The organism is Martinezella lusitana, assembly GCF_016901135.1.
Lineage (GTDB): Bacteria > Pseudomonadota > Alphaproteobacteria > Rhizobiales > Rhizobiaceae > Rhizobium > Rhizobium lusitanum_D.
Genome location: NZ_JAFEVL010000048.1, coordinates 38563 through 64501 on the forward strand (window position 1 = coordinate 38563; position 25939 = coordinate 64501).

The 25939-nt window shown below is 60.1% G+C and carries 23 protein-coding genes; 20 read left to right on the top strand and 3 right to left on the bottom strand.

Annotated elements, in window-relative coordinates; translation table 11 throughout:
• The first annotated feature begins 289 nt into the window (after nucleotides 1-289).
• Nucleotides 290-1543: an OmpP1/FadL family transporter gene (locus tag JTP94_RS20995; protein ID WP_204852423.1), complete on the top strand. Its 1254-nt coding sequence runs from the start codon at nucleotides 290-292 to the stop codon at nucleotides 1541-1543.
• 668 nt (nucleotides 1544-2211) lie between these two features.
• The gene (gene exoR / locus JTP94_RS21000) at nucleotides 2212-3015 is read left to right on the top strand and encodes an exopolysaccharide production regulator ExoR (RefSeq protein ID WP_204852424.1); all 804 of its coding nucleotides are present in this window, start codon (nucleotides 2212-2214) and stop codon (nucleotides 3013-3015) included.
• Between the two features lie 47 nt (nucleotides 3016-3062).
• Here the strand turns inward: exoR and xth are convergent, their stop codons facing one another.
• On the bottom strand, nucleotides 3063-3854 hold the full coding sequence (gene xth, locus JTP94_RS21005; RefSeq protein WP_204852425.1) for an exodeoxyribonuclease III: 792 nt from the start codon (nucleotides 3852-3854) through the stop codon (nucleotides 3063-3065).
• Nucleotides 3855-3981: 127 nt separating this feature from the next.
• Complete coding sequence (gene erpA / locus JTP94_RS21010) at nucleotides 3982-4314, bottom strand: iron-sulfur cluster insertion protein ErpA (protein WP_034505246.1); 333 nt, start codon at nucleotides 4312-4314, stop codon at nucleotides 3982-3984.
• A gap of 288 nt (nucleotides 4315-4602) precedes the next feature.
• Here erpA and JTP94_RS21015 point away from each other — a divergent pair, with 288 nt between their 5' ends.
• The 13 genes from JTP94_RS21015 to JTP94_RS21075 all read left to right on the top strand — a co-directional run bounded on the left by JTP94_RS21015 (nucleotide 4603) and on the right by JTP94_RS21075 (nucleotide 19918).
• Nucleotides 4603-5820, top strand: coding sequence for a deoxyguanosinetriphosphate triphosphohydrolase (locus tag JTP94_RS21015; RefSeq protein ID WP_204852426.1), 1218 nt, complete (start codon nucleotides 4603-4605; stop codon nucleotides 5818-5820).
• 55 nt (nucleotides 5821-5875) lie between these two features.
• Nucleotides 5876-7636 carry an arginine--tRNA ligase gene (argS, locus tag JTP94_RS21020; RefSeq protein WP_204852427.1) on the top strand — a complete coding sequence of 587 codons (1761 nt, stop codon included), beginning with the start codon at nucleotides 5876-5878 and terminating at the stop codon, nucleotides 7634-7636.
• Between the two features lie 61 nt (nucleotides 7637-7697).
• Nucleotides 7698-10469, top strand: coding sequence for an SPOR domain-containing protein (locus JTP94_RS21025; protein ID WP_204852428.1), 2772 nt, complete (start codon nucleotides 7698-7700; stop codon nucleotides 10467-10469).
• Nucleotides 10470-10598: 129 nt separating this feature from the next.
• Nucleotides 10599-11612, top strand: a complete 1014-nt coding sequence (gene nagZ, locus JTP94_RS21030) for a beta-N-acetylhexosaminidase (protein WP_204852429.1) — start codon at nucleotides 10599-10601, stop codon at nucleotides 11610-11612.
• A 23-nt stretch (nucleotides 11613-11635) separates the two neighbouring features.
• Entirely contained in the window at nucleotides 11636-12481 is an 846-nt protein-coding gene (locus JTP94_RS21035; RefSeq protein ID WP_204852430.1) for a ScpA family protein, read from the top strand.
• 44 nt (nucleotides 12482-12525) lie between these two features.
• Entirely contained in the window at nucleotides 12526-13218 is a 693-nt protein-coding gene (scpB, locus tag JTP94_RS21040) for an SMC-Scp complex subunit ScpB (RefSeq protein ID WP_204853064.1), read from the top strand.
• 245 nt (nucleotides 13219-13463) lie between these two features.
• Entirely contained in the window at nucleotides 13464-13682 is a 219-nt protein-coding gene (locus JTP94_RS21045; protein WP_037202803.1) for a twin-arginine translocase TatA/TatE family subunit, read from the top strand.
• Between the two features lie 54 nt (nucleotides 13683-13736).
• Nucleotides 13737-14405 carry a Sec-independent protein translocase protein TatB gene (tatB, locus tag JTP94_RS21050; protein ID WP_204852431.1) on the top strand — a complete coding sequence of 223 codons (669 nt, stop codon included), beginning with the start codon at nucleotides 13737-13739 and terminating at the stop codon, nucleotides 14403-14405.
• Complete coding sequence (gene tatC, locus JTP94_RS21055) at nucleotides 14402-15229, top strand: twin-arginine translocase subunit TatC (protein ID WP_204852432.1); 828 nt, start codon at nucleotides 14402-14404, stop codon at nucleotides 15227-15229. Before tatB ends, tatC begins: the two co-directional genes overlap by 4 nt.
• Before the next feature lie 100 nt (nucleotides 15230-15329).
• Entirely contained in the window at nucleotides 15330-16613 is a 1284-nt protein-coding gene (gene serS, locus JTP94_RS21060) for a serine--tRNA ligase (protein ID WP_204852433.1), read from the top strand.
• A 16-nt stretch (nucleotides 16614-16629) separates the two neighbouring features.
• Nucleotides 16630-17394: a 5'/3'-nucleotidase SurE gene (gene surE / locus JTP94_RS21065; protein ID WP_204852434.1), complete on the top strand. Its 765-nt coding sequence runs from the start codon at nucleotides 16630-16632 to the stop codon at nucleotides 17392-17394.
• Between the two features lie 4 nt (nucleotides 17395-17398).
• Nucleotides 17399-18052 (top strand): protein-L-isoaspartate(D-aspartate) O-methyltransferase, encoded by a 654-nt coding sequence (locus JTP94_RS21070; protein WP_204852435.1) that lies wholly within the window; start codon nucleotides 17399-17401, stop codon nucleotides 18050-18052.
• A gap of 171 nt (nucleotides 18053-18223) precedes the next feature.
• Nucleotides 18224-19918, top strand: a complete 1695-nt coding sequence (locus tag JTP94_RS21075) for a LysM peptidoglycan-binding domain-containing M23 family metallopeptidase (RefSeq protein WP_204852436.1) — start codon at nucleotides 18224-18226, stop codon at nucleotides 19916-19918.
• Between the two features lie 78 nt (nucleotides 19919-19996).
• Here JTP94_RS21075 and JTP94_RS21080 read toward each other — a convergent pair whose 3' ends face one another.
• Entirely contained in the window at nucleotides 19997-20869 is an 873-nt protein-coding gene (locus JTP94_RS21080; RefSeq protein WP_204852437.1) for an ATP-binding protein, read from the bottom strand.
• Between the two features lie 207 nt (nucleotides 20870-21076).
• On the opposite strand from JTP94_RS21080, the gene yajC reads away from it, so the two are divergent.
• The 5 genes from yajC to JTP94_RS21105 all read left to right on the top strand — a co-directional run bounded on the left by yajC (nucleotide 21077) and on the right by JTP94_RS21105 (nucleotide 25933).
• Entirely contained in the window at nucleotides 21077-21424 is a 348-nt protein-coding gene (gene yajC, locus JTP94_RS21085; protein ID WP_034505224.1) for a preprotein translocase subunit YajC, read from the top strand.
• A 158-nt stretch (nucleotides 21425-21582) separates the two neighbouring features.
• Nucleotides 21583-24126: a protein translocase subunit SecDF gene (secDF, locus tag JTP94_RS21090; RefSeq protein WP_204852438.1), complete on the top strand. Its 2544-nt coding sequence runs from the start codon at nucleotides 21583-21585 to the stop codon at nucleotides 24124-24126.
• Nucleotides 24127-24130: 4 nt separating this feature from the next.
• A complete protein-coding gene (locus tag JTP94_RS21095; protein WP_204852439.1) occupies nucleotides 24131-24517 on the top strand; it encodes an Mth938-like domain-containing protein in 387 nt (128 codons plus the stop codon).
• A 16-nt stretch (nucleotides 24518-24533) separates the two neighbouring features.
• Nucleotides 24534-25394 (top strand): phytoene/squalene synthase family protein, encoded by an 861-nt coding sequence (locus JTP94_RS21100; RefSeq protein WP_204852440.1) that lies wholly within the window; start codon nucleotides 24534-24536, stop codon nucleotides 25392-25394.
• A 77-nt stretch (nucleotides 25395-25471) separates the two neighbouring features.
• A complete protein-coding gene (locus tag JTP94_RS21105) occupies nucleotides 25472-25933 on the top strand; it encodes a hypothetical protein (protein ID WP_204852441.1) in 462 nt (153 codons plus the stop codon).
• Nucleotides 25934-25939 lie beyond the last annotated feature (6 nt).

Here is a 25939-nt window from a genome sequence, read left to right on the forward strand (position 1 = left end):
CACAGGGAAAATAGATTAACCCTTAGATTTGGTAGGTGTTGTCGAAAAGCGGAACTGTTGTCAGATTGTAACAGAATTGTTGCCGTGAAGAATGAGAATCTACGTGGGGATGAAAATGATATTTCAGAAGCAAAAATTACCTAAACTTGTAGATATTCTGGCATGGAGTTCGTTCTCTTACGTAAATCAATTGTTACCTCAGGCTCTTGTCGCTCTCAAAGGCCGCATTGCCAATTCAAACGATCGTCGCAACAATCGGGTGAATGAATGCACAAGTGGGGGAGACACAATGGCATTTTCTATTGCGTTGAGGGGTGCATTTGCACTCGTCATCGGCTCATCTTTCGCGAGCGCCGCTTTTGCGGGCGGTCTTGATCGTTCCGGCTATGATATCGATCTGCTGTTCGACAAGGGACGATATGTTTTCGAATCCGGCGTTACCTATGTCATGCCCGACCGCAAATTGAAGAATGCGAAGGACACCGATCCGAGCGATGGCAACCTCAACGGCCGTAGCCACTCGACCGATGCCTCGGAAAACTACGCGATGCCCTATGTCGCTTTCAAGATCGGCATCACCGACGACCTCGATTGCATGGCTGATTACTCTCAGCCGTTCGGTGGGCATCTTAACGAAGGCCTGAACTGGGCCGGCGCCAACAATGAAAGCGAGGTCAAGGTCCGCACGAACAATTATGCGGCCACTTGCTCGTACAAGTTCGATGCGGGTCCGGGCGATCTGCGGTTGATCGGCGGTGGCTTCTATCAGGAAGTCAGTGGCTTCAAGTCCCGTCTTGTCTCGGCCATTCCGGCTCCGCTTTCCTCCGTCTACGACGGTGTCGGTTCGCTTGATGTGGACGGTCACGGCTGGGGCTGGCGCGCCGGTCTCGCTTACGAAATTCCGGAATATGCCTTCCGCACGAGCCTCGTCTACAACAGCCGGGTCAAGTACGACAACCTGAAGGGCAGCGTCGATCTGACGGAATTGCCGCCGATCCGCCCGTTCTTTGGCAAGGTCACGTCCGTCTTCGGATCGGCCGACGCTCCCGACTCGCTGGAATGGAAGGTACAGAGCGGCATTGCGCCGGATTGGCTCGCCTTCGGCTCGGTCAAATGGACGAATTGGAGCATTCTGCAAAGCATCGCCCTTTGCCCGACATCGACGCGCGGCACGTCGTGCAAGATCGGCGGCGCCACGGAGCTCACGTCGCTTGATCTGTTGTACCAGGATGGCTGGACTATCACCGGCGGCATCGGACACAAGTTCAATGACAAATGGAGCGGCGCCGTCAGCCTGAGCTGGGATCGCGGCACGAGTGACGGCTACGGCATGAATTCAGATACCTGGACGCTTGGTGCGGGTGTTGCCTACAAGGCGACGGAGCATGTCCAGTTCAACTTCGGTGGTGCGCTCGGCCTGATGACATCAGGCAAATCCGGGCCGATCACCCGCGGCGGCATAGTCTACGGCGACGATGCCAGCTATAGCTTCGGCAATGATTTGGTCGCGGCTCTCCAGACGTCGGTGAAGGTGAGCTTCTGACGATAAGCCTTTGGATTAAAGACTATATTTTATCTAAGTGATCTATACGCCGCGAGCCTTCCTGGTCTCGCGGCGTTTCATTGTAAAGTCATGGGCAAATACACTCGAAAACGATCTCTCCAGACACGTTATGGTTAATGAAGCCTCAAGGCTGGTCAAATTTTTGTGACGAATTGGCAACAGTCTATTTCAAGAGATTACGGCCACGTGATCAGATTACAATTTGTCCATTTCCCGCCACAAATGGGGAGCAGCGATTACGTGGGCACAGGGGTCAGCCTTATAGAAAGTGCGTAAGCGGTCGATGCGTGAACTTCCACTTTGGCATGAACAGCAATTCGGGATCGGGGCGACAGCGCTTCCGATGCGGCGGAGAATCCGTTGTCTGCCGGGGAAAGCCACTCGCCGAACGATAGTCACGACCATCTCTCGAAAAACGGTTCGGAGCGCCGTTTCGGCGGCCCGATACGATAACGACCGCGGAAATGCTGGTTTGGACATAATTGCAGGCTATGCTCGCAAATGTGGCAAACGGCGTTGTTTTAATGCCGCAATCTTCCTTACGGGAGATTTTGCAGCATGCATCGTCAGGGAAAACATCCGCAGATCTGACGGTGTATATGGAATCGCGGTGGCAGATGCGGATGGAGCGAAAGAAATCGACTGTTATGTTTAAGTCTGAGTTCATATCAGCGAGAGTCATGATGCTCAGCCTGTCCCTTGCCGCTTCCGTGGCGCTGGCGGGCCAAGCCCGGGCATTCGATATCAATGCCGGGGTCACCAAGGAATCGGGTCCGTTCGATCTCTTTAAATTCGGTTTCAGAGCCTACAAGAACGGTCAGAAGGAAGAGGCGGTCGAAGCCTACCGATACGCTGCCGAAAAGGGCCATACCGGTTCGCGCTGGGCACTGGCCAACATGTATGCCGATGGCGACGGCGTCGCGCAGAACGATTTCGAAGCCTTCAAGATTTATAGCGAGATCGCCCAGCAGGGCGTCGAGCCGGGCTCTGAAGATACAGGCTTCTTCATCAACGCGCTGCTCGCCCTTGCCAGCTACTACAAGACCGGCATTGCTAACAGCCCGGTCAAGATCGATCTCAATCAGGCGCGCCAACTCTATTTCCAGGTCGCATCGACTTTCGGCGTTCCCGAGGCGCAGTTCCAGCTTGCGCAGATGCTGCTGTCCGGCGAGGGCGGTGCGACCAATGTGCAGCAGGCCAAGAAATGGCTGAACCAGGCACGCAAGAGCGGCCATCCGGGTGCCATGGCCGTTTTTGGCAATCTCCTGTTCCAGGAAGGCCAATCCGTTCGCGGCCTGGCGTTCATGACCGCGGCGCTCGACAAGTGCAAGCCGCAGGATTGCAGCTGGATGGAAGACATGCAGGAGCAGGCTTTCTCGCTGGCTAATGAGAATGACCGCCGTGTCGCAGTCTCGATGGCACACCAGCTGGATGTCGCCGGGTCCGATTGATCCGGCGCCTTGAGAGGACCTAGAGCTGATTGGCTCGAAATCGAAGCTTAGCCGCTGAAATCGAGATGGGCGACGACCGGGACATGATCGGAGGGTTTTTCCCAGGCGCGCACGTGTTTTTCGATTGCGGTCGCCGCAAGGCGATCGGCCGCTTCCGGCGATAGCATCAGATGGTCTATCCGGATGCCATTGTTCTTCGGCCAGGCTCCGGCCTGGTAATCCCAGAATGAATAGAGTTTGACCGCATCGGTAGTGGCGCGGACCGCATCGGTGAAGCCGAGATGTTCGAGCTGGCGGAAAGCCCGGCGCGTCTGCGGCAGGAAAAGCGCGTCGTTTTCCCAGACCTTCGGGTCGAAGCAATCATGCGGTTCCGGGATGACGTTATAATCGCCGGCAAGAATGATCGGCTCCTCCAGCGCCAGACGATCAGACGCGAATTTCCGCAGCCTTTCCATCCAGGCGAGCTTGTAGGGGTATTTTTCCGTATCGACCGGGTTGCCGTTCGGCAGATAGAGGCAGCAGACACGCAATGCGCCGTGTCCTTCGATGGAAAACACCGCTTCCATGAAGCGGGCTTGCTCATCGCCATCGTCACCGGGCAGGCCGCGCGTCACTTCGTCCGGCTTGACCTTGGAGAGAATCGCAACGCCGTTGAAGCCTTTTTGCCCGTGCGTCTCGACATGATAGCCGAGCGCCTCGATCTCCAGGCGCGGAAAACCTTCGTCGACCGTCTTGATCTCCTGCAGGCAGGCGATGTCCGGGCTCGAATCCTTCAGCCACTGGCACAGGTTCTCGATACGCGCTTTGACGCCGTTGATGTTCCAGGTGGCGATTTTCATGGGCGGCTCGTTCCTTTGCTTCGCCTTGTTGTATCCGCAGCAGGTGGACTTGACTACCGCCCATGTGAAAGCCGGCCGGGAGCAAAGGCCTCCGGCCGGCGATCAAGCTGTGGAAAAAGCTGACGTGTCAGATCGAAAAACTGGTGCCGCAGCCACAGCTTGCGACGGCATTCGGATTCTTGATCTGAAAGGATTGCCCGAGCAGATTATCGACGAAATCGATCTCGGAACCGGCCATATAAACCAGCGACAACTGGTCGATCAGCACCGTGGCGTCACCCTTTTCGACAATGATATCATCGTCTTCTGGGCCTTCGGCAAGATCGAATTTATAGGAAAAGCCGGAACAACCGCCGCCTTCGACGGCGACGCGAAGCGCCCGTTTGCCAGCCTCTGCGCCGACGATATCAGCGATTCGCTTTGCCGCGGCGTCCGATAGGGTTACGTTTGTCTCAGTCATGCATTCCTCCTGCCGGGGTCAAGATCCGGAGAGAACCATTAGGCCGTCGAACTTTCAAACGGCTGATATCCATAGCCTTTATCATGAAATTCAGGCCGGTGACAGCTGTGGTTTCGTGGTTGAGCCACACACCATTTTGCTGTTTTCTTGTCTATAGGTATGAAGGCTGCAAAGCGACGTCAATGGGCTGGGCTGCTCCATGTTTGGAGGAATGCCATTGGCCGACTGAAATGAAACGCCCTTCGCGCGTTTGAGCGCGTAGGGGACTAATGCCGGAATGGATAGGTAATGACGATCGACAGGCATGCATTGGGTTTCGGTTATGGAGAAAAGGCCGCCTATGCGACGGACCCTTGGGCATCGCGAGGCCGGCTCTATGAAGAGGGATCGAGCCCGACGCGCTCCGAATTCCAGCGTGACCGCGACAGGATCGTTCACACGACGGCCTTCCGGCGACTGAAGCACAAGACGCAGGTGTTCATTGCTCAGGACGGCGATCACTACCGCACGCGCCTGACGCATACGATCGAAGTCGCGCAGGTTGCTCGCGCGCTGGCGCGCGCATTGAAGCTGGATGAGGACCTGGCCGAGGGCGTGGCGCTGGTCCATGATTTCGGCCACACGCCTTTCGGGCACACCGGCGAAGACGCGCTGCACGAGATGCTGTTGCCCTATGGCGGCTTCGACCACAATGCGCAATCTCTGCGCATCGTGACGAAGCTGGAGCGGCGCTATGCCGAATTCGACGGGCTCAATCTCACCTGGGAGACGCTCGAAGGTCTGGTCAAGCACAACGGTCCGCTGATGACGCCCGATGGCAAGGGCACCCGTGGCCCGGTGCCGCAGCCTATCCTGGACTATTGCGAAATCCATGATCTCGAAATTGCCACCTATGCCAGCCTGGAGGCGCAGGTTGCGGCGATCGCCGACGACATCGCCTACAATACACATGATATCGATGACGGCCTTCGCGCGGGCTATCTGACCTTCGAGATGCTGGAGGAGGTGCCGTTTCTCTCCGGGCTTATGGCCGAGGTGAGGGAGCGCTATCCGCATCTGGAGGCGAGCCGGTTCACGCATGAGATCATGCGCCGGCAGATCACCCGCATGGTCGAGGATGTGATTGCGGTATCACAGCAGGCGCTTGCCGAGATCAAGCCGGGCAGCGTTGTCGATATCCGCGGCGCCGGCCGCATCATTTCGACCTTCTCGCCCGAAATGGCCGAAACCGACAAGCAGATCAAGCAGATGCTGTTCAAGCGCATCTATCGCCACCCGGATATCATGCGAATCCGCGCCGGCGCGGCACAGATCGTTACGGATCTGTTCCGTGCCTATATGGACAATCCCAAGGAGATGCAGAGCCATTATTGGGTCGACCATATCGCCGGCCTCGCCGTTGCCGCCAAGGCGCGACATGTCGGCGACTATCTGGCTGGTATGACCGACACCTACGCCATCAGCGCTCACAAGCGGCTGTTTGACCAGACTCCCGATTTGCGATAGGCAGCGGCGGCGTTGGGCCGACAGCGGCCCGCCCAAGCTATGCGTGGACCATATCATGAACCTTTTCACCGACTTCGAAGCAAGAATTAAGAACGCTCTCGAGCAAATTGATATCGTAAGAGAAAAGCGATCTGAACTCGACTTCGGACGTATCGGCGTTGAGCCGCCGCGAGATGCCAGCCATGGCGATGTCGCCACCAATGCGGCCATGGTGCTGTCCAAGGCGCTCGGTACGAATCCGCGCGCGCTCGCCGAGATTATCGTCGCCAAGCTGAAGGAAGACCCCGACGTCGCCGAGGTTTCGGTTGCGGGTCCGGGTTTCATCAATATCCGGCTTTCGGTCGGCTACTGGCAGCGCCTCCTGTCGACGATGATCTCAGAGGGAGGGCAGTTCGGTCGCTCGACGCTCGGCTTGGGCCAAAAGGTCAACGTCGAGTACGTTTCCGCCAACCCGACCGGACCGATGCATGTCGGCCATTGCCGTGGTGCTGTCGTCGGAGATGCGCTGGCGAACCTGCTCGGCTTTGTCGGCTACGAGGTCACCAAGGAATATTACATCAATGATGCCGGCTCGCAGATCGACGTGCTGGCACGGTCTGTCTTCATTCGGTATCGCGAAGCGCTCGGCGAACAGGTCGGCGAAATCCCGGCCGGCCTTTATCCCGGCGACTATCTGGTTCCGGTCGGAGAGGCGCTTGCCAAGGATTTCGGCACCAAGCTGCGCGGCATGCCGGAAGATCAATGGCTCCCCATCGTCAAGGATCGGGCCATCGATGCAATGATGGCGATGATCCGCCAGGATCTGGAAGCGTTGAACGTTCACCATGACGTCTTCTTCTCAGAGCGCACGCTGCACGCCAATGGCGCGGCCCTGATCCGCACGGCGATCAACGACCTGACCTTCAAGGGCTATGTCTACAAGGGCGCATTGCCGCCGCCGAAGGGACAATTGCCGGAAGATTGGGAAGATCGCGAGCAGACGCTCTTCCGCTCGACGGAAGTGGGCGATGATATCGATCGTCCGCTGATCAAGTCGGACGGCTCCTACACATATTTTGCAGCCGACGTCGCGTACTTCAAGAATAAGTACGACCGTGGCTTCAACGAGATGATCTATATTCTCGGCGCCGACCATGGCGGCTATGTCAAACGGCTTGAAGCCGTGGCGCGCGGAGTATCGGAAGGAAAGGCGAAGCTGACGGCACTTCTGTGCCAGCTGGTCAAGCTGTACCGCGATGGCGAGCCCGTGAAGATGTCGAAGCGGTCGGGCGATTTCGTCACGCTGCGCGAAGTCGTCGACGAAGTCGGTCGCGATTCGGTGCGGTTCATGATGCTGTATCGGAAGAATTCCGAGCCCTTGGACTTCGACTTTGCAAAGGTCACCGAACAGTCCAAGGACAATCCGGTCTTCTACGTGCAGTATGCGCATGCCCGCTGCATGTCGATCTTCCGGCAGGCTAAGGAAGCCTTCCCCGAGCTTGATATTGCATCGCTTGACCTGGCCAAGGCGGTCGTCGGCGTGATCTCAGATCCGGCTGAACTACAGCTGGTCGCCAAGATTGCGGAATTCCCGCGAATCGTCGAAGCTGCGGCACAGTCGCAGGAGCCGCATCGCATCGCCTTTTACCTTTACGATCTAGCAAGTTCCTTCCATGGACACTGGAATAAAGGTAAAGATTTACCTGAATTACGATTTGTTAACGATAAGAACCGAGAATTGAGCATTGCCAGACTTGGGCTGGTGTACGCTGTCGCGTCGGTTTTGAAGTCAGGTCTTGGTATAACCGGGACCGCAGCACCGGACGAAATGCGATAAACGTCACCATTTACCCACATTGCGCTGGCATTTAACTGTGGCGTTTTCGAGTGGAACGGTGATGGCAGAAAAACAGTTGGCGTATCGCGCAAGCGGAAACGACGAGTTCTTTGCGGATGATGATCCGCTCGCAGAACTCGCGCGTATCGTAGGTTTTGAGCCGCGCCCTGCTGCTCAGGCAGCTCCCGCGGCTCAGCGGCAGGAGCCCGCCTTCAATCTCGAGGACGAGCTTCTTCGCGAATTCGAGCGTTACGATACGCCTCGTATGAGTCCGGCAAATGACATTTCTGTTCCGCCGGAGCAGCCGGTGCTTTCCGATCAGGCTCCGGTTTCGCCTTCGGCCGAGCCGGTGCGAGCTGAACCCAAGTTTGAAGAGCCGCCGCAGCCTGTGGCCCCGGTCAAGCCGACAATGGGTGCGCGGGATCTGATCGACGAGCTGGAAATGTCGATCGCGCCGGCTTTGCAGGCAGTCATTGCCTCGCCTCCGCCACGGGTCGAGCCGCCGGCGGCGCCTCCGGTCGTCAAGCCGACGCCGCAATCCGCTGCCGCAACCGTGCGGTTGCCGCTTGCGAACTTCACGCTTGCATCTCCATCCGTGCCGCGCGAGCAGCCCGCCCCAGTGGCACCTCCGGTCGCTCCTGCGCTGCCGGAAACAAGCCAGGTCGACACTGCATTCGATTTCGAGCCGGCCAAAACTGCTGCTGCGTACCAAACGTACGAGCCGCAGCCCGTTGTCGCTGCCCAGCCGACCCCGACGGTCGACGTGCCTGCATTGCCCAAGGCACGGAATGTTGACGCGGCCGCTCTTTCGGCGGAGATCGATGCTCTATTGGCCGACGTGGATCGCTATCCCGTTCCGCCGAGAAGCAATGATCCGGTAGCGACGGCGGAGCCTAGCTTCGGTGATTTCGGTTCTTCGTTCACTGAACACCCCGCTGCGCCGGCGGTTGCCGCGACTGCGCCGCAGCCTGAGGCGCCGCAGCCGATCACCTTTGACACCGAGGATCCGTTTGCCGGTCAGGATTTCGAGTTCGATCTCGCGGATATCGAGATGGAACTTGCCGGTCTCGATTTTGCCGATGCCGATAAATCCGCGCCCGTAAGACAACCGGTCCCGGCTGCCCCTGCAATTGAGCCCATCGTCTCCCGCGCCACGCCAGTTGCGCCGGCGCCTGTCGCTCCCTTAGCCGCCGCGGTTGCGCCGCAGCCGGTTCAGGCTGCACCGGTACCCGTCGTGCCTGCCGCAAGCATGGCTGCTCCGGCGTTCGACGCCGACCAGATGCTGCCCTTCGATCCGACCGAGATTTCCGATACGGAAGAGCGCGTCGAAAACTTCGAGGGATCGCATGTTCCGCATCTGCCGGTGATCGAGCCGGAAGAGCCGGTCGTTGTTCCGCCGGAATATGATTTCGACATCGATTCCGAGATGGCGAGCCTCCTGGGCACGCCGGCCAAGGAAGCAGCATCGGAGCCGTTCAAGCCCGCAGCTGGTGCGGCGTTCGGCGGTGCTGCCGCCGCTGCATCATGGTCGAAGAGCACGGCGGCCCAGCCCGCCGCTGCCAAGCAGCCGATCGAGGAATTCGATGAATTCGAGCGGGCGCTGGAGGAGGATTTCCGCCGCAGCTATCGCGAAGCCGCCAGTCCGGTCGAGAATGTTGCCCGGATGACACTGAACCCGGCGGCGGCCAACCGTCGTCCGGCGCGTCCGGTGCGCAACCTGGCGACGGCCGCGGCCGTCATCGCCGTTCTCGGCCTTGGCGCTTACGGCGTCTACGGCTGGGTCCGTCACGGATCGCCGATCTCCAGCTTCTCCGGCGAGCCTCGCGTGATTACCGCCGATGCCAATCCGGTGAAGGTGGCTCCGGAAAATCCAGGCGGCACCGTTGTCCCCAATCAGGACAAGGCCGTTTATGACCGCGTCGCCGGCGACGGCACCGCGGCGCCGAAGCAGAAGGAGCTGGTCTCCTCCAATGAGCAGCCCGTGGATGTGGTGCAGAAGACCCTGATCCCTGAATCCGTATCTCCGGATGACGATAGTGGCGATCAGGTGACGTCGACCCCCGTCGGTGAAACCCAAGATCCGCGCCTGCTGCCAAATCAGAATGATGGCAACACGAATGTCGCGGCCAATGATGATGGTCAGGTGCCAGCGGTATCGCCGCGCAAGGTCCGCACGATGATCGTCAAGCCTGACGGCTCTCTGGTTGCGCGTGACGAGCCTGCGGTCGACACCACGACAACAGCTGCGGCAAAGCCGGCAGCAACCAACCAGGTTGCATCGACCGATCTTCGTCCGGCCACCACCAACACGCCGCCGGTAGCCGCACAGCCGCAGCCCGTGCAGCCGCAGCCAGCAGCCGATGGCGACGCTGCCAGCGCCGAAAGCACGCCGATCCGTGTCGTCAAGACGACCCCGCTTCCGACAGCACGTCCGGAGCCGGCCAAGGCAACCGCTGCTGCTGCACCTGCGCCCGCCGCCGTTGCGCCTCGCCAGACGCAGCCCAAGCCTCAGCCTCAGCCGCAGCAGGTCGCTTCGGCAAGCCCGGCGCCAACTCGTCAGGCCGCTCCGGCTGCCGCGACCGCCGGCGCTGGTGGTTATGGTGTGCAGATTGCTTCTCTGCCGTCCGAGGCCGATGCGCAGAAGTCGCAGGCGAACCTGAAGGTGAAGTTTGCCAGCGTCATCGGCAACCATCCGCTGGAAATCCGCAGGGCCGATATCGCCGGCAAGGGCACCTACTATCGCGTCCGCGTCGTCGCCGGTTCCAAGGACGAGGCTGCGGCCATCTGCGAGCGCTACCGCATCGCCGGCGGCACCTGCCTGATTTCCAAATAAGGGATCTGGCTTCAGTCTCTCGGCAAGACGGCGGGTTCATCCCGCCGTTTTCGTTTGCGCCGGCTGGTTTTTGTGAATGCCGGCTTGACGCCGCTCGCGTTTCGCGGCGTCAGTCTCTATGATTCGAGCATGACCGAATCGAAATCCATGATCCTTGGCTGCAGCGGCCATGCCATCACGCCCGAAGAGCGCTCCTTCTATCAGGGGGAACAGCCATGGGGCTTCATCCTTTTTGGACGCAATATCTCCGAGCCGGCCCAGATCGCCGATCTGGTTGCGTCCCTGCGTGACAGTGTCGGGCGTGACGCACCTGTTTTCATCGACCAGGAAGGGGGCAGGGTGCAGCGCATCCGCCCGCCGATCCTGCAGCATTATCCTTCCGGCCAGGCCTTGGGCGATATCTATCGGCAGGATCGCGAGCGCGGCCTGCGAGCCGCGTGGCTGATGTCCAGGCTGCATGCCTTCGATCTTTTGAAGTTCGGCATCAACGTCGATTGTCTGCCCGTGCTGGATGTCCCGGTCGAGGGTTCCAGCAATGTCATCGGCAATCGCGCCTATGGCGGCGATCCGGTAACGGTGACGGAGATGGGGCGTGCGGCGGCCGAAGGCCTGAAGGCCGGCGGCGTCCTGCCTGTGATGAAGCATATGCCCGGCCATGGCCGCGGTTTTGCCGATTCGCATCACGAATTGCCTGTCGTCTCCGTCCCGCGCGCAGAGCTCGAGGCGCATGATTTCCTTCCATTCGTCGCACTCAAGGACGAGTTGATGGCGATGACGTGCCATGTCGTCTTCACCGATATCGATCCGACCAATCCCGCGACGACGTCGCGCAAGGTGATCGAGGAGATCATCCGCGGCCATATCGGCTTTGAGGGCCTGTTATTGTCGGACGATACCTCGATGAATGCGCTGAAGGGCACGATCGGCGAACGGGCTGCGAATATTATTGCGGGCGGATGCGATATCGTGCTGCATTGCAATGGCGTCATGGACGAGATGCAGCAGGTGGTGCGCAACGTTCCGCCATTGACCGGCGCGGCGCTGGCGCGGACCAAGGCGGTGGAAGCAGCTTTCGGTTATGATGACGGCGCCGACGAGGCGTCGATTCGCGCCGAATTCGACGCTATGTTCGCAGTGGCCTAGACCGAACTCCGAGGATCTGACGGGTGAACAAGGTGAGCGGCACGGAGAAGTTTCAGCAGGCGGCAATGCCGATGGACAAGCTGTGGCAGGAGAGCGACGCGCAACGCGGCTCGCATGATCCGGCCCTCGTCGTCGATATCGCCGGCTTTGAAGGACCGCTGGATCTGCTGCTGCATCTGGCCCGCACCCAGAAGGTCGATCTGTCGCGCATCTCCGTGCTGGCGCTTGCCGAGCAATATCTTCTGTTCATCGATAGCGCTCGGCGCATTCGCATAGAACTTGCGGCCGACTATCTCGTCATGGCCGCGTGGCTTGCCTACCTCAAGTCCAAGTTGCTCATTCCGCAACAGAGCAAGGAAGACGGGCCGACGGGCGAGGAGATGGCGGCGACCCTCGCCTTCCGCCTGAAGCGCCTTGAAGCGATGCGCGACGCGGCGACGGATCTCGTCAATCGCAATCGTCTTGGTCGTGATATTTTCGCCCGCGGAGCGCCGGAGCACATCCCGGATCGGCGCCAATCGGCCTTCGATGCCAGCCTCTACGATCTTCTGAGTGCCTATGCCGGCCTGCGCCAGCGACAGGCTGTTACTCAGGTGACGATCGAGAAGCGTCGCGTCTGGTCGCTGGCCGATGCCCGTGTGATCCTGGACCGGATGATCGGTGAAATCACCGATTGGACCGCCTTGGAACATTACCTGGTGGGTTATATGACAAGCGCCAGCGAGCGTGCGACGGCCATCGCCAGCGCCTTTGCGGCTTCGCTCGAGCTGGTGCGCGAAGGGCAGCTGGAAATCCGGCAGGAGGGCGCATTTCAGCCGCTCTACATGCGGCGCGGGCCGAAGCACACGTCGCTTGAAGCCGCGGAATAGGGCAGGGAGCGAGCGTGACCGATCCTGACGAAGACCAGCCGCGGATGGAGTACGAGACGGCGGCGCCCGAGGTCGACGAACGCCGTCTGGGCGATGCCGAGCGCATTGCCGAGGCACTCGTTTTCGCTTCCGCCCAGCCGGTCTCCGAGGCGTTCATTGCCGAGCGTGTCGCGCCAGGCGTCGATATTCCCGCCGTCATGCGGAAGCTCAAGTCCGATTATGCCATGCGTGGCGTCAATCTCATTCAGGTGGACGGAGCCTGGGCCTTCCGGACTGCAGCCGATCTCTCCTTCATGATCCGGCGCGATGAGAACGAGGTGCGGAAATTGTCTCGCGCTGCACTCGAAGTACTGGCCATCATCGCCTATCACCAGCCGGTGACGCGAGCCGAGATCGAGGATATCAGGGGCGTGCAGACCTCCAAGGGCACGCTCGATGTCTTGATGGAAGCCGGTTGGGTCCGTTTCCGCGGCCGTCGCCGTACGCCGGGCCGACCGGTGACGCTGGGCACGACGCGCGACTTCCTCGATCATTTCGGTCTGGAAGAGCTGCGCGATTTGCCTGGTCTCGAAGAGTTGAAGGGAGCGGGCTTGTTGTCCGGCCGCATCCCCGCCAATTTCAATATCCCGTCGCCACTGATGAGCGACGAGCTCACCGAAGACGAGGATCCCATCACGCAGATGGATCTGGAGGAGCTCGGTCTTCTGCCGCCCAGCGGCGCAAACTCCGGCGATTGAGCCAGAAGCAATGGCATTTCAACGGGCGAACGCGGCAGCGCCGGCATTTTTTTAAAACTGATGGCGCGTCTCTCTTTTGCCATTAGCCGGTGCGAATATGAAAATCATTCTCTCGGGTTGGAGACGTTCGGTCGCCGCATCGGCGTCCGGCATATTGATATGCGTGGATGCAGTACATTTTGGTGTTTGAAAAACATCCACAAACGTCTTACATCGGGAAGACACGAAAATTGGGAGTTATCGCAATGGGTTCTCTAAGCATATGGCACTGGCTCATCGTCCTGGCCATCGCGCTGTTGTTGTTCGGCCGTGGAAAGATCCCGGAGCTGATGGGTGACGTCGCCAAGGGCATCAAGAGCTTCAAAAAAGGCATGAACGACGACGAGGATACTTCGGCGCAGCCGACCCCGGCGGCGACGACGACGTCCCGCACGGTCGAGCACAAGGCTGACGAAACGAAGTAATCAAGTCGGGCAGGCGCAGGCTGAAAGGCTTGCCGTTGGCCCAGGAGCCTTTGCATGTTCGATATAGGCTGGTCCGAGCTGGTGATTATTGCCATCGTGGCACTTGTGGTCATTGGCCCGAAGGAGCTGCCGGCAACATTGCGGACAATCGGCAAGATGACGGCGCGCGCCCGAAAAGTGGCGGGAGACTTCCGTGCACAGTTCGATGAGGCGATGCGCGAAGCAGAGCTGGACGACGTGCGCCAGACGATCTCGGATGCCCAGAAGCTCAATCCCGTCAATTCGTTGCGGGAAGCCATGAACCCGTTGCGGCAGATGGGCAACGACATAAAGGCCGATCTGCAGCGTTCGACGACGACGGACAAACCCGCGACCGCGACGTCTGTTACGGACGAACCGGTGCCCGGTGTCGCGGCTGGATTGCCGGAAGCGCTTTCGACGATCCCAGCGTCGAACGATCCGGCGCCTGTGGTTGCTCCCCCTCCGCAATCGGTTGCCGCTGCAAGCGAAACAACCGCCAAGCCGGCCGCCGTGCGCAAACCACGCGCGAAGGCGGATGATGTCGCTGCCGCGGCCGTGCAGACCTCTGTCGTTGCGGAAAAGCCGAAACGTGCGCCACGCAAGGTCGCAGCAACCGCTGCTGTGGAGAAAACGCCCGCCACCCCTCCCAGGAAGCGTGCTACAGCCAGCAAGACAACGCCGAAGAAGAAGGACCAGGCATGACGGGTGATATCGACGATAAGCCGCAGCCGCTTATCGAACACCTCATGGAACTGCGTTCGCGGCTGATCTGGTCGCTTGTTGCGTTTTTCATCGCGTTTATCGGCTGTTTCGCCGTAGCGAAACATCTGTTCAACTATCTGGTCTATCCCTACAAATGGGCTGTCGTTTGGGCCGGTCTCGATCTTAGCAAAGCCGAGCTGATCTATACGGCGCCGCAGGAATTCTTCTTCACCCAGGTGAAGGTCGCCATGTTCGGCGCGCTGGTCATCGCTTTCCCGATCATCGCCGCCCAGATCTATAAATTCGTCGCCCCCGGCCTGTACAAGAACGAGCGTGGCGCCTTCCTGCCGTTCCTGATCGCATCACCGATCCTGTTTCTTTTGGGCGCGGCGCTGGTTTATTTCTTCTTCGCTCCCATGGTCATGTGGTTCTTCCTGAAGATGCAGCAGGTGCCGGCCGACGGTCAGGTGGGCATCGCACTGCTGCCGAAGGTCTCGGAATATCTGAGCCTGATCATGACGCTGGTCTTTTCCTTCGGCCTCGTTTTCCAGCTGCCTGTCATCACTACGCTGCTGGCCCGCGTCGGCCTGTTGACGTCGGAGTGGTTGGCGCAAAAGCGCAAGTTTGCGATCGTCTTTGCCTTCATCGTAGCTGCCGTGCTGACGCCGCCGGATCCGATGTCCCAGATCGGCCTTGCAGTGCCGACGATCCTTCTCTACGAGATTTCCATCTACGCGGCGCGACTCGTGGAACGCCAGCGTGCTCGGCAGAAGCTTGAGGAGAATGACGAGGCGTCCGATGTCATCAAGACGGATGATGTCTAGGCGAAGAGCCGGTATCGTTCTTCCATAAGGATTTGCCGGATCGATCTCCGACCGATATCTCGGTCGGAGCTGTGATGATGTGTAACGACCTGGAACGACGATGCTTGATATAAAATGGATTCGTGAGAATGCCGAGGTTCTGGATACGGCGCTTGCCAAGCGCGGCGCGGAGCCTCTGTCGCAAGGCCTCATTGCGCTCGACGAGAAGCGCCGTTCCGTCATTCAGTCCGTCCAGGATATGCAGTCCCGCCGCAACACCGCCTCGAAAGAGATCGGTGCGGCCATGGCGCAGAAGAATAGCGAGCTTGCCGAAAAGCTGAAGGCCGAGGTCGCCGACATCAAGACCTTGCTTCCGGCCGCGGAAGACGAAGAGCGCACGCTGACGGCGGAGCTCAATGACGCGCTGTCGCGCATCCCCAACATCCCATTTGAGGATGTGCCCGTCGGCAAGGACGAGCACGACAATGTCGTCAAGCATGCCTGGGGCGCCAAGCCCACCTGGAACCATGAGCCGAAGGAACACTTCGAAATCGGCGACGAGCTTGGCTACATGGATTTCGAGCGCGCCGCGAAACTTGCCGGTTCGCGCTTCACGGTGCTGACCTCGCAGCTGGCACGTCTCGAGCGGGCGCTTGGCCAGTTCATGATCGACCTGCATACGAGCGAGCACGGCTATACCGAAGTCAGCGCGCCGCTGATGGTGCGTGACGAAACCATGTTCGGCACCGGCCAACTGCCGAAATTCGCCGAGGATTCGTTCAAGACCACGGATGGCCGCTGGCTGATCCCGACCGCCGAAGTGACGCTCACCAATCTCGTCTCCGGCGAAATTCTCGATCAGGAGAAGCTGCCGCTGCGCTTTACGGCGCTGACGCCGTCCTTCCGTTCGGAGGCGGGCTCTGCCGGCCGCGATACCCGCGGCATGCTGCGCCAGCACCAGTTCTGGAAGTGTGAGCTGGTGTCGATCACCGATGCCGAAAGCTCGATTGCCGAGCACGAACGCATGACCGCCTGCGCCGAAGAGGTGCTGAAGCGCCTCGGCCTGCATTATCGCGTCATGACGTTGTCGACGGGCGATATGGGCTTTGGCGCGCGCAAGACCTACGACCTGGAAGTCTGGCTGCCGGGACAGGATACCTATCGCGAGATCTCGTCATGCTCGGTCTGCGGCGATTTCCAGGCCCGGCGCATGAATGCCCGCTATCGTGGCAAGGACGACAAGAACACGAAGTTCGTCCATACGCTGAACGGCTCCGGCACGGCCGTCGGCCGGTGCCTGATCGCCGTCCTCGAGAATTATCTGAACGCCGATGGCTCTGTCACTGTCCCTGACGCACTGCTGCCATATATGGGTGGTGTGAACAGGATCGAAAAAGCAGCTTAAATCCGGCGGTGGGGCGATGCGTATACTTCTGACCAATGATGACGGCATCCACGCCGAAGGGCTGGCTGTGCTGGAGCGTATCGCCCGCACCCTGTCGGACGATGTCTGGATCGTCGCACCCGAGACCGATCAGAGCGGCCTTGCCCATTCGCTGAGCCTCTCTGAGCCGTTGCGCATGCGCAAGGTTTCCGACAAGCACTATGCGCTGCGGGGAACGCCGACGGATTGTATCATCATGGGCATCCGGCAGGTGCTGGACATCAAGCCGGATCTGGTGCTTTCGGGCGTCAATTCCGGCTCGAATGTCGCAGACGACGTCACCTATTCCGGAACGATCGCCGGGGCGATCGAGGGGACGCTGCAGGGTGTGCGTTCTTTCGCCCTCAGCCAAGCCTATGTCCATCAGAACGGTGCGCGCGTCGTGCCTTGGGAAGTAGCCGAGACGCATGCTCCGGCCTTGCTCGGCAAGCTCATCGATATCGATCTGCCCGACGGCACCTTCCTGAATCTGAATTTCCCGAATTGCCGCCCCGACGAGATCGCAGGGACGGAAGTGACGGCGCAGGGCAATCTCGCCTTCAACATACAGGTGGAGGAGCGCGCCGATGGCCGCGGCTTCCCGTATTATTGGCTGAGATTCGGCGAACGCAGCGGTGTCTTCCGTCCGGGTACCGATATTCAGGCGTTGAAACAAAATCGTATTTCGGTAACTCCTTTGAAACTCGATTTGACGGATTATTCGGCGCAGGACCGCGTGGCGCGGGCGCTCGGTATGGAGTAGCGGATTGACACCTCGTTTGGTCGAGAAGGAAGGCTTTGCAGCCGTTGTTCTGCGGCTGCGGGCGGAAGGTATATTGGATATCGATCTGATGACGGCGGTCGAGCAGACGCCACGCCTGCCTTTCGTGCCGCCGCAATTTGTCGATGATGCCTATTCCAGCCGGACGATCCCGATCGAATGCGGGGCCTTCATGGAAGGCATGGATCTTGTCGTACGGATTCTTCACGGCCTCAAGATCAAGCCTGGTCACCGCGTTCTCGAGATCGGAACCGGCAGCGGATTTACCGCCGCCGTCATGGGGCGAATCGTGGAGCGGGTCCTCACGGTCGATCGTTACAAGACGCTGACAACGGCTGCGCAACAGCGTGTGGATACGCTCGGGCTACGCAATGTCATCATTCGGCAGGCCGACGGCAGCGCCGGGCTGCAGGGCGAGGGCACCTTCGACCGCATCCTTGTGACCGCCGCGTTCACGACCATGCCGCGCTTCTATGCCGAGCAACTGGTGTCTGGCGGATCCATGATCGCGCCGCTGATCGTGTCCGATGATGTCTGCCGTCTGGTACGCCTGACCAAAACCGGCAGCCGCTTCGAGCGCGAGGAACTCTTCGACGTTCCCTATCAGCCCATCGTGCCGATGCTCGCCTCCTATCTTTGAGGCCCAATTTTGATCGATGAGGATGGAGAGCGGGCCGCTGGCCCGCTGTTTCATTTTCTATGGTTAGCAATTCCTCAAAAAAACACATGCCGCACCAGTGCTTTAACCGCATGGTAAGATTAACGCGCTTTAATCGACCCATAATCGGTTGCGTCTTAAGTGGGTTGAGTCATGGGTTTCAGTCTTTCTTCAAACTTCGGTAAATCGGCAGGGAAAGTCCTGGTGGCAATCCTCCTGGCGAGCACTGCAACGGCTTGTAGTTCAGACACGACCCGCTTCAGCGGGCTCTTCTCCAAGAACACGGATAACGTGACGACCGGTTCTATCAACCGGCGCAGTCTGAACGGTCCGGATGGCGATCCGGTGCCGCGAGCCGATGTCGCCCAGGCGGTTGGCTATGGCCAACAGGATTATTCGCAGTCGAGCACACCGGTAACGCAACCCTACCCGAATTCGCCGGCTCGCTATAACCCATCCTATTCCAGTGCTCGCGTGTCCACGGCACCCGTCGCGATCCAGCGTTCCGATCTGGCGCCTCCCGGTGCATCTGCCGACATGACGCGCCCGCATGCGGCACCCAGAGCGGAAAACGAAGCGCTCGCCCAGCCGTTCCCGTCATCGCGCAGGAATGATGGCTCTCGCGCCGGGCCGGCTCTCGCTCCGGACACATTGTCGACAGGCACGATCAAGACCGCTTCGGCTCCTCAGCCGTCCTCGGGTTGGACTGCTGTCAATGCTCCGAGCGTGACGTTGCATCCGGGTGAGAACATTGCGCTGCTGTCCCGCCGCTATGGCGTCCCGGAAAAGGAAATCCTGCGCGCCAATGGCTTGCGTAATGGCGCCGGCGCTCAGCCCGGCCAGCAGATCATCATACCGACCATGAATGGCGCCGGCGCCTCGAGCCCCGCCAAGATGGCCTCGGAGGCGACCGATCTTTCCAAGGGTGGCAAGATGCCGGGTCCGGCGAAGGCGCCGCAGCAGGAGGCCCTTGCGCTGCCGTCCAACGGCCAGATGCGCGGCAAGTCTCAGGCAGGCCTTGCCGATCCCAACAAGCTCGCTGCCGGCAACGGCAAGGGACCGACGCCGAAGGGCACCTATGTCGTCAAGCCGGGTGATTCGCTGGCCAGGATTGCGAAGGAGAGCGGCGTTACCGTCGCCGAGCTCAAGCGGGCAAATGGCATGCAGGCCGGCGATGGTATTCGCATCGGCCAGGCATTGACGCTGCCGCATGGAGCGCTTGCTGCCGACCCCGTTAAGACTGCGTCGATCGAGCCGCAGAAGGTTTCGGCAAAGCCGACCGCGATCCCGACGGCCGAGCCGAAGCAGGCCGCAGCGGAGCCGGTGGCAAAGCAGGCGCCGAAGGCCGTCGCCCACGCCGATGCGGCACCCGATGCCGCCAAGCCGCAGGTGGTTGCTTCCGCGCCTCCGAGCCAGGCAATCAACGACGCCGCCAAGTCCGATGCACAGGCCGACGCGCCGGAAGCAAGCGGCATCGGCAAATATCGCTGGCCGGTTCGCGGTGCGGTCATTGCCGGCTACGGCGCCAACGTCAACGGCAGCCGTAACGACGGTATCGACATCTCCGTTCCTGAGGGAACGCCGATCAAAGCGGCCGAGAATGGCGTCGTCATCTATGCCGGCAACGGCCTGAAGGAGCTCGGCAATACGGTTCTCATCCGCCACGACGACGGTACGGTGACTGTCTATGGCCACGCCGACGCGCTCAGCGTCACGCGCGGGCAGAAGGTCCAGCGCGGCCAGACGCTCGCAACGTCGGGCATGAGCGGCAACGTCACCCAGCCGCAAATGCACTTCGAAGTTCGCAAGAATTCGGCTCCGGTCAACCCAATGACGTTCCTTGAGTAGGTAGTGCGTCTCAAGGAGTCTGCAAAAAGCCCGGCTATCACCGGGCTTTTTGTCGTTCGAGGGCCTTAATATCTCGGATCAGTCCCGCTTGAGCACGATGCGCAACCGTCCGGCCAGATCCTGGATATATTGCCAGGCGACGCGACCGGACCGCGCGCCGCGCGTCGTCGCCCATTCCAAAGCCTCGTGGTGCATCTGGGAACGATCCAGGTCGAACTTGAAGTGATCGGCATAGGCGTCGATCATCTGCAGATAATCTTCCTGGCTGCACTTGTGGAAGCCGAGCCAGAGACCGAAGCGATCGGAAAGCGAAACCTTTTCCTCCACGGCTTCGGATGGATTGATCGCCGTCGACTGTTCGTTCTCCATCATGTGACGCGGCAGCAGATGGCGTCGGTTTGATGTGGCATAGAACAGCACATTGTCGGGCCGCCCTTCAACACCGCCGTCAAGTGCGGCCTTCAGCGACTTGTAGGCAGTATCGTCATGATCGAAGGACAGGTCGTCGCAGAAGAGGATGATGCGATGCGGCGTCGCCTTCAGAATGTCCAGCAGCACCGGTAGCGACGAAATATCCTCACGATGCACTTCGATCAGCTTCAGCGAGATGCCGGTGGCGCGGCGCACATCCTCGTGCACTGCCTTGACGAGCGAGGACTTGCCCATGCCGCGCGCGCCCCAGAGCAGGACGTTGTTGGCAGCAAAGCCGTCCGCGAAGCGCAATGTGTTCTCGTGAAGAATATCGCGCACGTGATCGACGCCGCGAATGAGGCTAAGCGCCACGCGGTTCGGCCGCGCAACGGGTTGCAGATGCAGCCGGGCAGGAGCCCAGACGAAGCAGTCGGCAGCATTCCAGTCGTTGATTGCCGGAGCCGGCCCGGCCAGACGTTCGAGCGCGTCGGCAAGGCGGCGGACTTCCGCAAGGATCAGGGCGTTTTGGTCTTCACTCACCGTTTTCCTCCTGAATATTGGTCAAGAAAGTCGTAAAATGCGCGCGCTGTATTGCCGGGTATCATGCTCCTTCCGGGGCTGAAAGGCTAAGAGACCGGGAAAACGGTACGGTTCGTGGCTGTTTTTGTTGCAATCGCCATGCGCCTAACTATATTCCGGCCACCTGACGCGGGCCCCGTCCCCGCAAGGAGTTCAAGGGAGTTTTTGATGTTTATCACCAACGCATATGCGCAGAGCGCGACAGATTCGGTCGCGAGTGCCTTCGGCGGTTCCGGCTTTGAAATGATCATCCTGTTTGTACCACTGATGGTCGTTTGGTATTTCCTTCTCATTCGTCCGCAGCGTGCCCAGGCAAAGAAGCGCGACGAGATCCTGAAGAACATTCGCCGCGGCGATCAGATCGTCACCAGCGGCATTGTCGGCAAGGTTACCAAGGTCATCGACGACAAGGAACTCGAAGTCGAGATTGCCGAAGGCGTGCGCATCCGCGTCGTCCGCAGCGCCATTTCGGAAGTTCGCGTCAAGGGTGAGCCCGTCAAGGCCGACGCGGCGTAAGCTTCTCGTGTGCAGGCAGCTCGCCTGGCCGGTGCGCGTCCTCGAAAATCGGGATCGACTTTCTTGAAGGACTGTGCACAAATTCAAGGTGTTACTGCGCCCTTAGCAATCCCTATGGAAAGCGGGGCGCAGTAGAGAAGCCCAAACTCGAGAGAGCGATGCTGCACGTCTCCTGGTGGAAGACCACCCTGATCTGGTTCGCCGTCCTCGCGAGCGTTCTTCTTGCCGCGCCGAACCTGCTCGGTGAGCGTGCGCTTTCCTCTCTTCCGGCCTGGCTGGCGCATAGAAAGATCGAGCTGGGGCTCGATCTTCGCGGCGGTTCCCATCTCCTGCTGAAGATCGAGCGGGACGATGTCGAAAGGGATCGCCTGGAAACGATCGTCGGCGACATTGCCACCCGGCTCCGCACGATGAACATTGCCTATTCCGGCCTCACCGGAACCGGCCGCAAGATTCAGCTCCGCATCAACGATCCCGCGCAGATTCAGCCCGCGGTCAATGCATTGAAACCGCTCACCTCTGGTTCGGACAGGCCGGCTGTCGTGCTTTCCCAGGGCGACAACGGAGCGATGACGCTTAATATTACCGATGCCGATATCGATAATCATGTGTCTTCGGCAGTCGCGCGGGCGCTCAGGATCATTCGCAGCCGCATCGCGCAGCTCGGTGTGGGCGAACCCCTGATCCGCAGGCAGGGTGCCGATCGCATTCTCGTGCAGGTGCCTGATCTTGCTGATCCGCAACGGTTGAAGAACCTTCTGAGCCAGCCTGCCAAGCTCAGTTTCCGCCTTATCGATCAATCGATGTCGGTTCAGGACGCCATGAATGGTCGCCCGCCCGCCGGGTCGGACGTGCTGTTTTCCGAAGACGATCCGCCGGTCGGCTATCTCGTGCAAAGGCAGCCTTTGCTCTCGAATGTCGACTTCGCCGACGCCTTATCCGCCGTCAACAGCCAGAACAATGACGGTACGATCTCGGTCAAGCTGACGCAGGAGGCGACCAGCCGCTTCGCGCAATCGACCGCAAGCAATCTCGGCAAGATCATCGTCGTCGTGTTCGACGATCAGGTCATCTCCGCTGCCACCTTGAAGACGGTGATCGCCACCGGGGAAATCGATATCCCCGGGGATTTTACCGCTCAAGGGGCGCAGGATCTGGCCGTCATGCTCAAGAGCGGACCGCTGCCGGCAACAATGACGCCGGTCGAGGAGCGGACGATCCAGCCCGGCCTCGGCAACGACACGACGCGCTACGGCATCCTGGCCTGCATCGCCGCCGCAATCTTCGTCGCCGTGCTCATGATCGGCTTCTATCGTATCCTCGGTATTGTGGCGACGATCGCGCTTGTCATCAACATCATCATGGTGGTGGCGATCATGGGATTGTTCGGCATCACGCTGACATTGCCGGGCGTTGCCGCCATCGTGCTTACCATCGGTATCGGATTGGATGCGGTGGTGCTGATCTATGAGCGCGTGCGCGAGGAGGAAAAGAAAACGCATCTTCTCGTCGATGCGCTGCGCCACGGCTTCAATAGGGCCGCCGCCACCGTGGCCGACGCCAACCTGACCGTGCTCATCGTTGCGGCCATTCTTTTCTATGCGAGCAGCGGCGCCGTACGCGGCTTTGCCGCGACCCTGATTGTCGGCGTTTTCACCACCTTCTTCACGTCCTGCTTCGTAACGCGTTCCCTCATCACCATGTGGATATCGCGCCGCAAGCCGCGCACCTTGCTGGTCGGCGTGCGAAGCGGCATTTTCGATAACGCCAATATCCGTTTCATGGGCATTCGCCGCTACACGTTCACGGTATCGGCGGCCCTGTCGGTGGTCACGCTTCTGGCTTTTGCGACGGTCGGCATGCATCTCGGCGTCGATTTTGCCGGCGGCTCGATCGTCGAGGTTCGCGCCAAGCAGGGTGTCGCCGATCTGGCGAATATTCAATCGCGCCTGCAGGACGCGATTCCGGGCGACGTGCGGGTCGAGCGGCTTGACGATCGGCTGAGTGCGTTGATCCGCGTGCACGCGCAGGAGGGCGGCGAAAATGCGGAGCAGTCCGCCGTGACACTTGTCCGGGATGAACTGGGCAAGGATTACGACTTCTCCCGCGTCGAAGTGGTCGGCCCTGCCGTGTCCGGTGAAATCACCATGACGGCCTCGCTTGCCGTACTGGCGGCGCTGATTGCCATTCTCGTCTATATATGGCTGCGCTTCGAGTGGCAGTTTGCAGTCGGCGCGATCATCGCGACGTTGCATGACGTCATCCTGACGCTCGGCCTGTTCGTCCTCACCGGCATGGAATTCAACATGACGGGGATCGCCGCGATTTTGACCATTGTCGGCTATTCGCTGAACGATACCGTGGTCGTCTATGACCGCATGCGCGAGAATCTCAGGCGCTATCCGCAAATGCCCTTGCCGATCCTGATCGATGCCTCCATCAATCAGACATTATCGCGGACCATTCTGACATCGGCGACGACGCTTGTGGCGCTGCTCGCGCTTTATATATTCGGCGGGGAGGTGATCCGTGCCTTCACCTTCGTGCTGCTTTTCGGCGTCGCGGTCGGAACTTTCTCGTCGATTTATATTGCGGCGCCCGTGCTGATCCTGTTCAAGCTGCGTCCGGACAAGTTCCAGACCGGCAGCGAAAGCAATGGGCCTGCGGCCGGCGACATCCAGTCAGGCAAACCAGCGGTGTGATACATTGGCAAAAGGTATAGAAATCCGTAGCGCGCATTTTCCGGGGCGCGCACCGATCGACGCATACGGCAACGGCGGCTTCCGCTTTGCCGACATGTCGCATCGCGGCTCGCTGCTTTGCCTGCCCTCGGGCATCTATGGCTGGGACATGCTGCTGGGGGACGCGCTGACGCCGGACCGTTTCCAGAAGGTGCTGGACGAGGCCGCGCAGATCGAAGTGCTGCTTGTCGGCACCGGCATGGAATTGCGGCCGTTGCCGGCCGATCTGAAGGCAGCCCTGCGCGCCAGGCAGATTTCTTCCGACCCGATGAGCACGGGGGCGGCGGTTCGCACCTTCAATATCATGCTGTCCGAGTCGCGTGCGGTGGCCGCGGCGCTGATCGCCGTTTGACGTCCGGATCGTGAGCATGACGACATCAGCTGCGCCCCGTGGCAATCGGGATATCTGCCTCGCGACGCTTCGCGATACCGATCGCGATCGCTACCTTGCCTGCCTGCTGGCACCGGAAGAGAAACGCCCAGCACTTGCCGCGCTCTATGCCTTCAATGCCGAGCTGGCGCGGGTGCGCGATCTCGTGCACGAGCCGCTGCCCGGCGAAGTGCGCATGCAGTATTGGCGCGATCTTCTCGAAGGGCAGGCTCACGGATCGAGCGAGGCCAATCCGATCGCCTCGGAGCTTTTGATTGCGATCGAGCAGCACCGCCTGCCGCGCCAGACGCTGATCGACATGGTCGATGCGCGCATCTTCGACCTTTATGACGATCCGATGGAGACGCGCGCCACTTTGGAGGGCTATGCCGGCGAGACCGCCTCGGCCCTCATCCAGCTCGCAAGCCTGGTCTTGTCGCCCGAGGAGGCGAAGCGTTCGGCCGATGCGGCCGGTCATGCCGGCGTCGCGCAGGCGATTGCCGGGCTGCTGTTGTTGATGCCGCTGCACTGCCATCGCGGTCAGCTTTACCTGCCGCTCGAAATCCTGACCGCGACGGGCCTTGATCGCAACACTTTCCTCGCAGGCGAGGACAAAGCGCGTATTTCAGCCGCGATCGAAGCATTTGCCGGCCTTGGTCGCGAGCATCTGGCCAAGGCGAGGGCGGCGGGCGCCATACCGCCAGCAGTGTTTCCGGCCTTTCTGCCGGCAACCCTCGCGGAGCCGGTCTTGAAGAAGGCACAGAGGTTCGGATCCGGCCTGTTTGATCGCTCCCTGGTGCTGCCGCAATGGCGCCGGCAGATGCGCATGGCGCTGGCATCAATCACAAAGAAAATCTAAAATACATCACGCTCGCGCAAGTCTCGGCGTTTATGGAGATGGGCGGGCACTTGATTTATATTTCAGGGGGAGCTGCCGTGGGCATTGTCGTCTGGTGCATACTTTTCGCGATCGTCGTCTTTTTTGCCTACTTCGCCACGCGTATGGCATCGCAGAACAAGGAAGACGGTCTGCACGATACCGGCCTTGCCATCCTCGAATTCGGTCGTGCCTTTCCGACCGAGGCAATCCGACAATTGCAGACCACAGCGAATGGCCAGGCGATGTTCGTTCGCCTGCATGACGACAAGGCCGGCTTCATGCGCAGCCTGCACAATCATTTCAGCGTCCACCTGATCGAGCCCGGTCGCGCGCGTGCCAAGGATTCGGGCACCGGTCGCGGCCTGACGGTCGATTTCCTCGATGCTCCCCATCACAACGGCACGTTCGAGTTTGCAACGCCAGCCGAAGCGGCGGAAGTCTCTCTCTGGCTGCTCGGCAACTATGTCGCCGGCGACGAGGCTAGGCCGGCCCAATTGAAACCGCCGGCAAGGGCCTGAGACATC

Excerpts from the sequence above, each read along its gene's own strand:
- JTP94_RS21025 (WP_204852428.1), top strand. The coding sequence starts at position 7,698 with ATGGCAGAAAAACAGTTGGCGTATCGCGCAAGCGGAAACGACGAGTTC.
- serS (WP_204852433.1), top strand. The coding sequence starts at position 15,330 with ATGCTTGATATAAAATGGATTCGTGAGAATGCCGAGGTTCTGGATACG.
- exoR (WP_204852424.1), top strand. The coding sequence starts at position 2,212 with ATGTTTAAGTCTGAGTTCATATCAGCGAGAGTCATGATGCTCAGCCTG.
- secDF (WP_204852438.1), top strand. The coding sequence starts at position 21,583 with ATGCTGCACGTCTCCTGGTGGAAGACCACCCTGATCTGGTTCGCCGTC.
- JTP94_RS21100 (WP_204852440.1), top strand. The coding sequence starts at position 24,534 with ATGACGACATCAGCTGCGCCCCGTGGCAATCGGGATATCTGCCTCGCG.
- tatB (WP_204852431.1), top strand. The coding sequence starts at position 13,737 with ATGTTCGATATAGGCTGGTCCGAGCTGGTGATTATTGCCATCGTGGCA.
- JTP94_RS21015 (WP_204852426.1), top strand. The coding sequence starts at position 4,603 with ATGACGATCGACAGGCATGCATTGGGTTTCGGTTATGGAGAAAAGGCC.
- scpB (WP_204853064.1), top strand. The coding sequence starts at position 12,526 with ATGGAGTACGAGACGGCGGCGCCCGAGGTCGACGAACGCCGTCTGGGC.
- tatC (WP_204852432.1), top strand. The coding sequence starts at position 14,402 with ATGACGGGTGATATCGACGATAAGCCGCAGCCGCTTATCGAACACCTC.
- argS (WP_204852427.1), top strand. The coding sequence starts at position 5,876 with ATGAACCTTTTCACCGACTTCGAAGCAAGAATTAAGAACGCTCTCGAG.
- JTP94_RS20995 (WP_204852423.1), top strand. The coding sequence starts at position 290 with ATGGCATTTTCTATTGCGTTGAGGGGTGCATTTGCACTCGTCATCGGC.
- erpA (WP_034505246.1), bottom strand. The coding sequence starts at position 4,314 with ATGACTGAGACAAACGTAACCCTATCGGACGCCGCGGCAAAGCGAATC.
- JTP94_RS21075 (WP_204852436.1), top strand. The coding sequence starts at position 18,224 with ATGGGTTTCAGTCTTTCTTCAAACTTCGGTAAATCGGCAGGGAAAGTC.
- JTP94_RS21045 (WP_037202803.1), top strand. The coding sequence starts at position 13,464 with ATGGGTTCTCTAAGCATATGGCACTGGCTCATCGTCCTGGCCATCGCG.
- nagZ (WP_204852429.1), top strand. The coding sequence starts at position 10,599 with ATGACCGAATCGAAATCCATGATCCTTGGCTGCAGCGGCCATGCCATC.
- yajC (WP_034505224.1), top strand. The coding sequence starts at position 21,077 with ATGTTTATCACCAACGCATATGCGCAGAGCGCGACAGATTCGGTCGCG.
- surE (WP_204852434.1), top strand. The coding sequence starts at position 16,630 with ATGCGTATACTTCTGACCAATGATGACGGCATCCACGCCGAAGGGCTG.
- xth (WP_204852425.1), bottom strand. The coding sequence starts at position 3,854 with ATGAAAATCGCCACCTGGAACATCAACGGCGTCAAAGCGCGTATCGAG.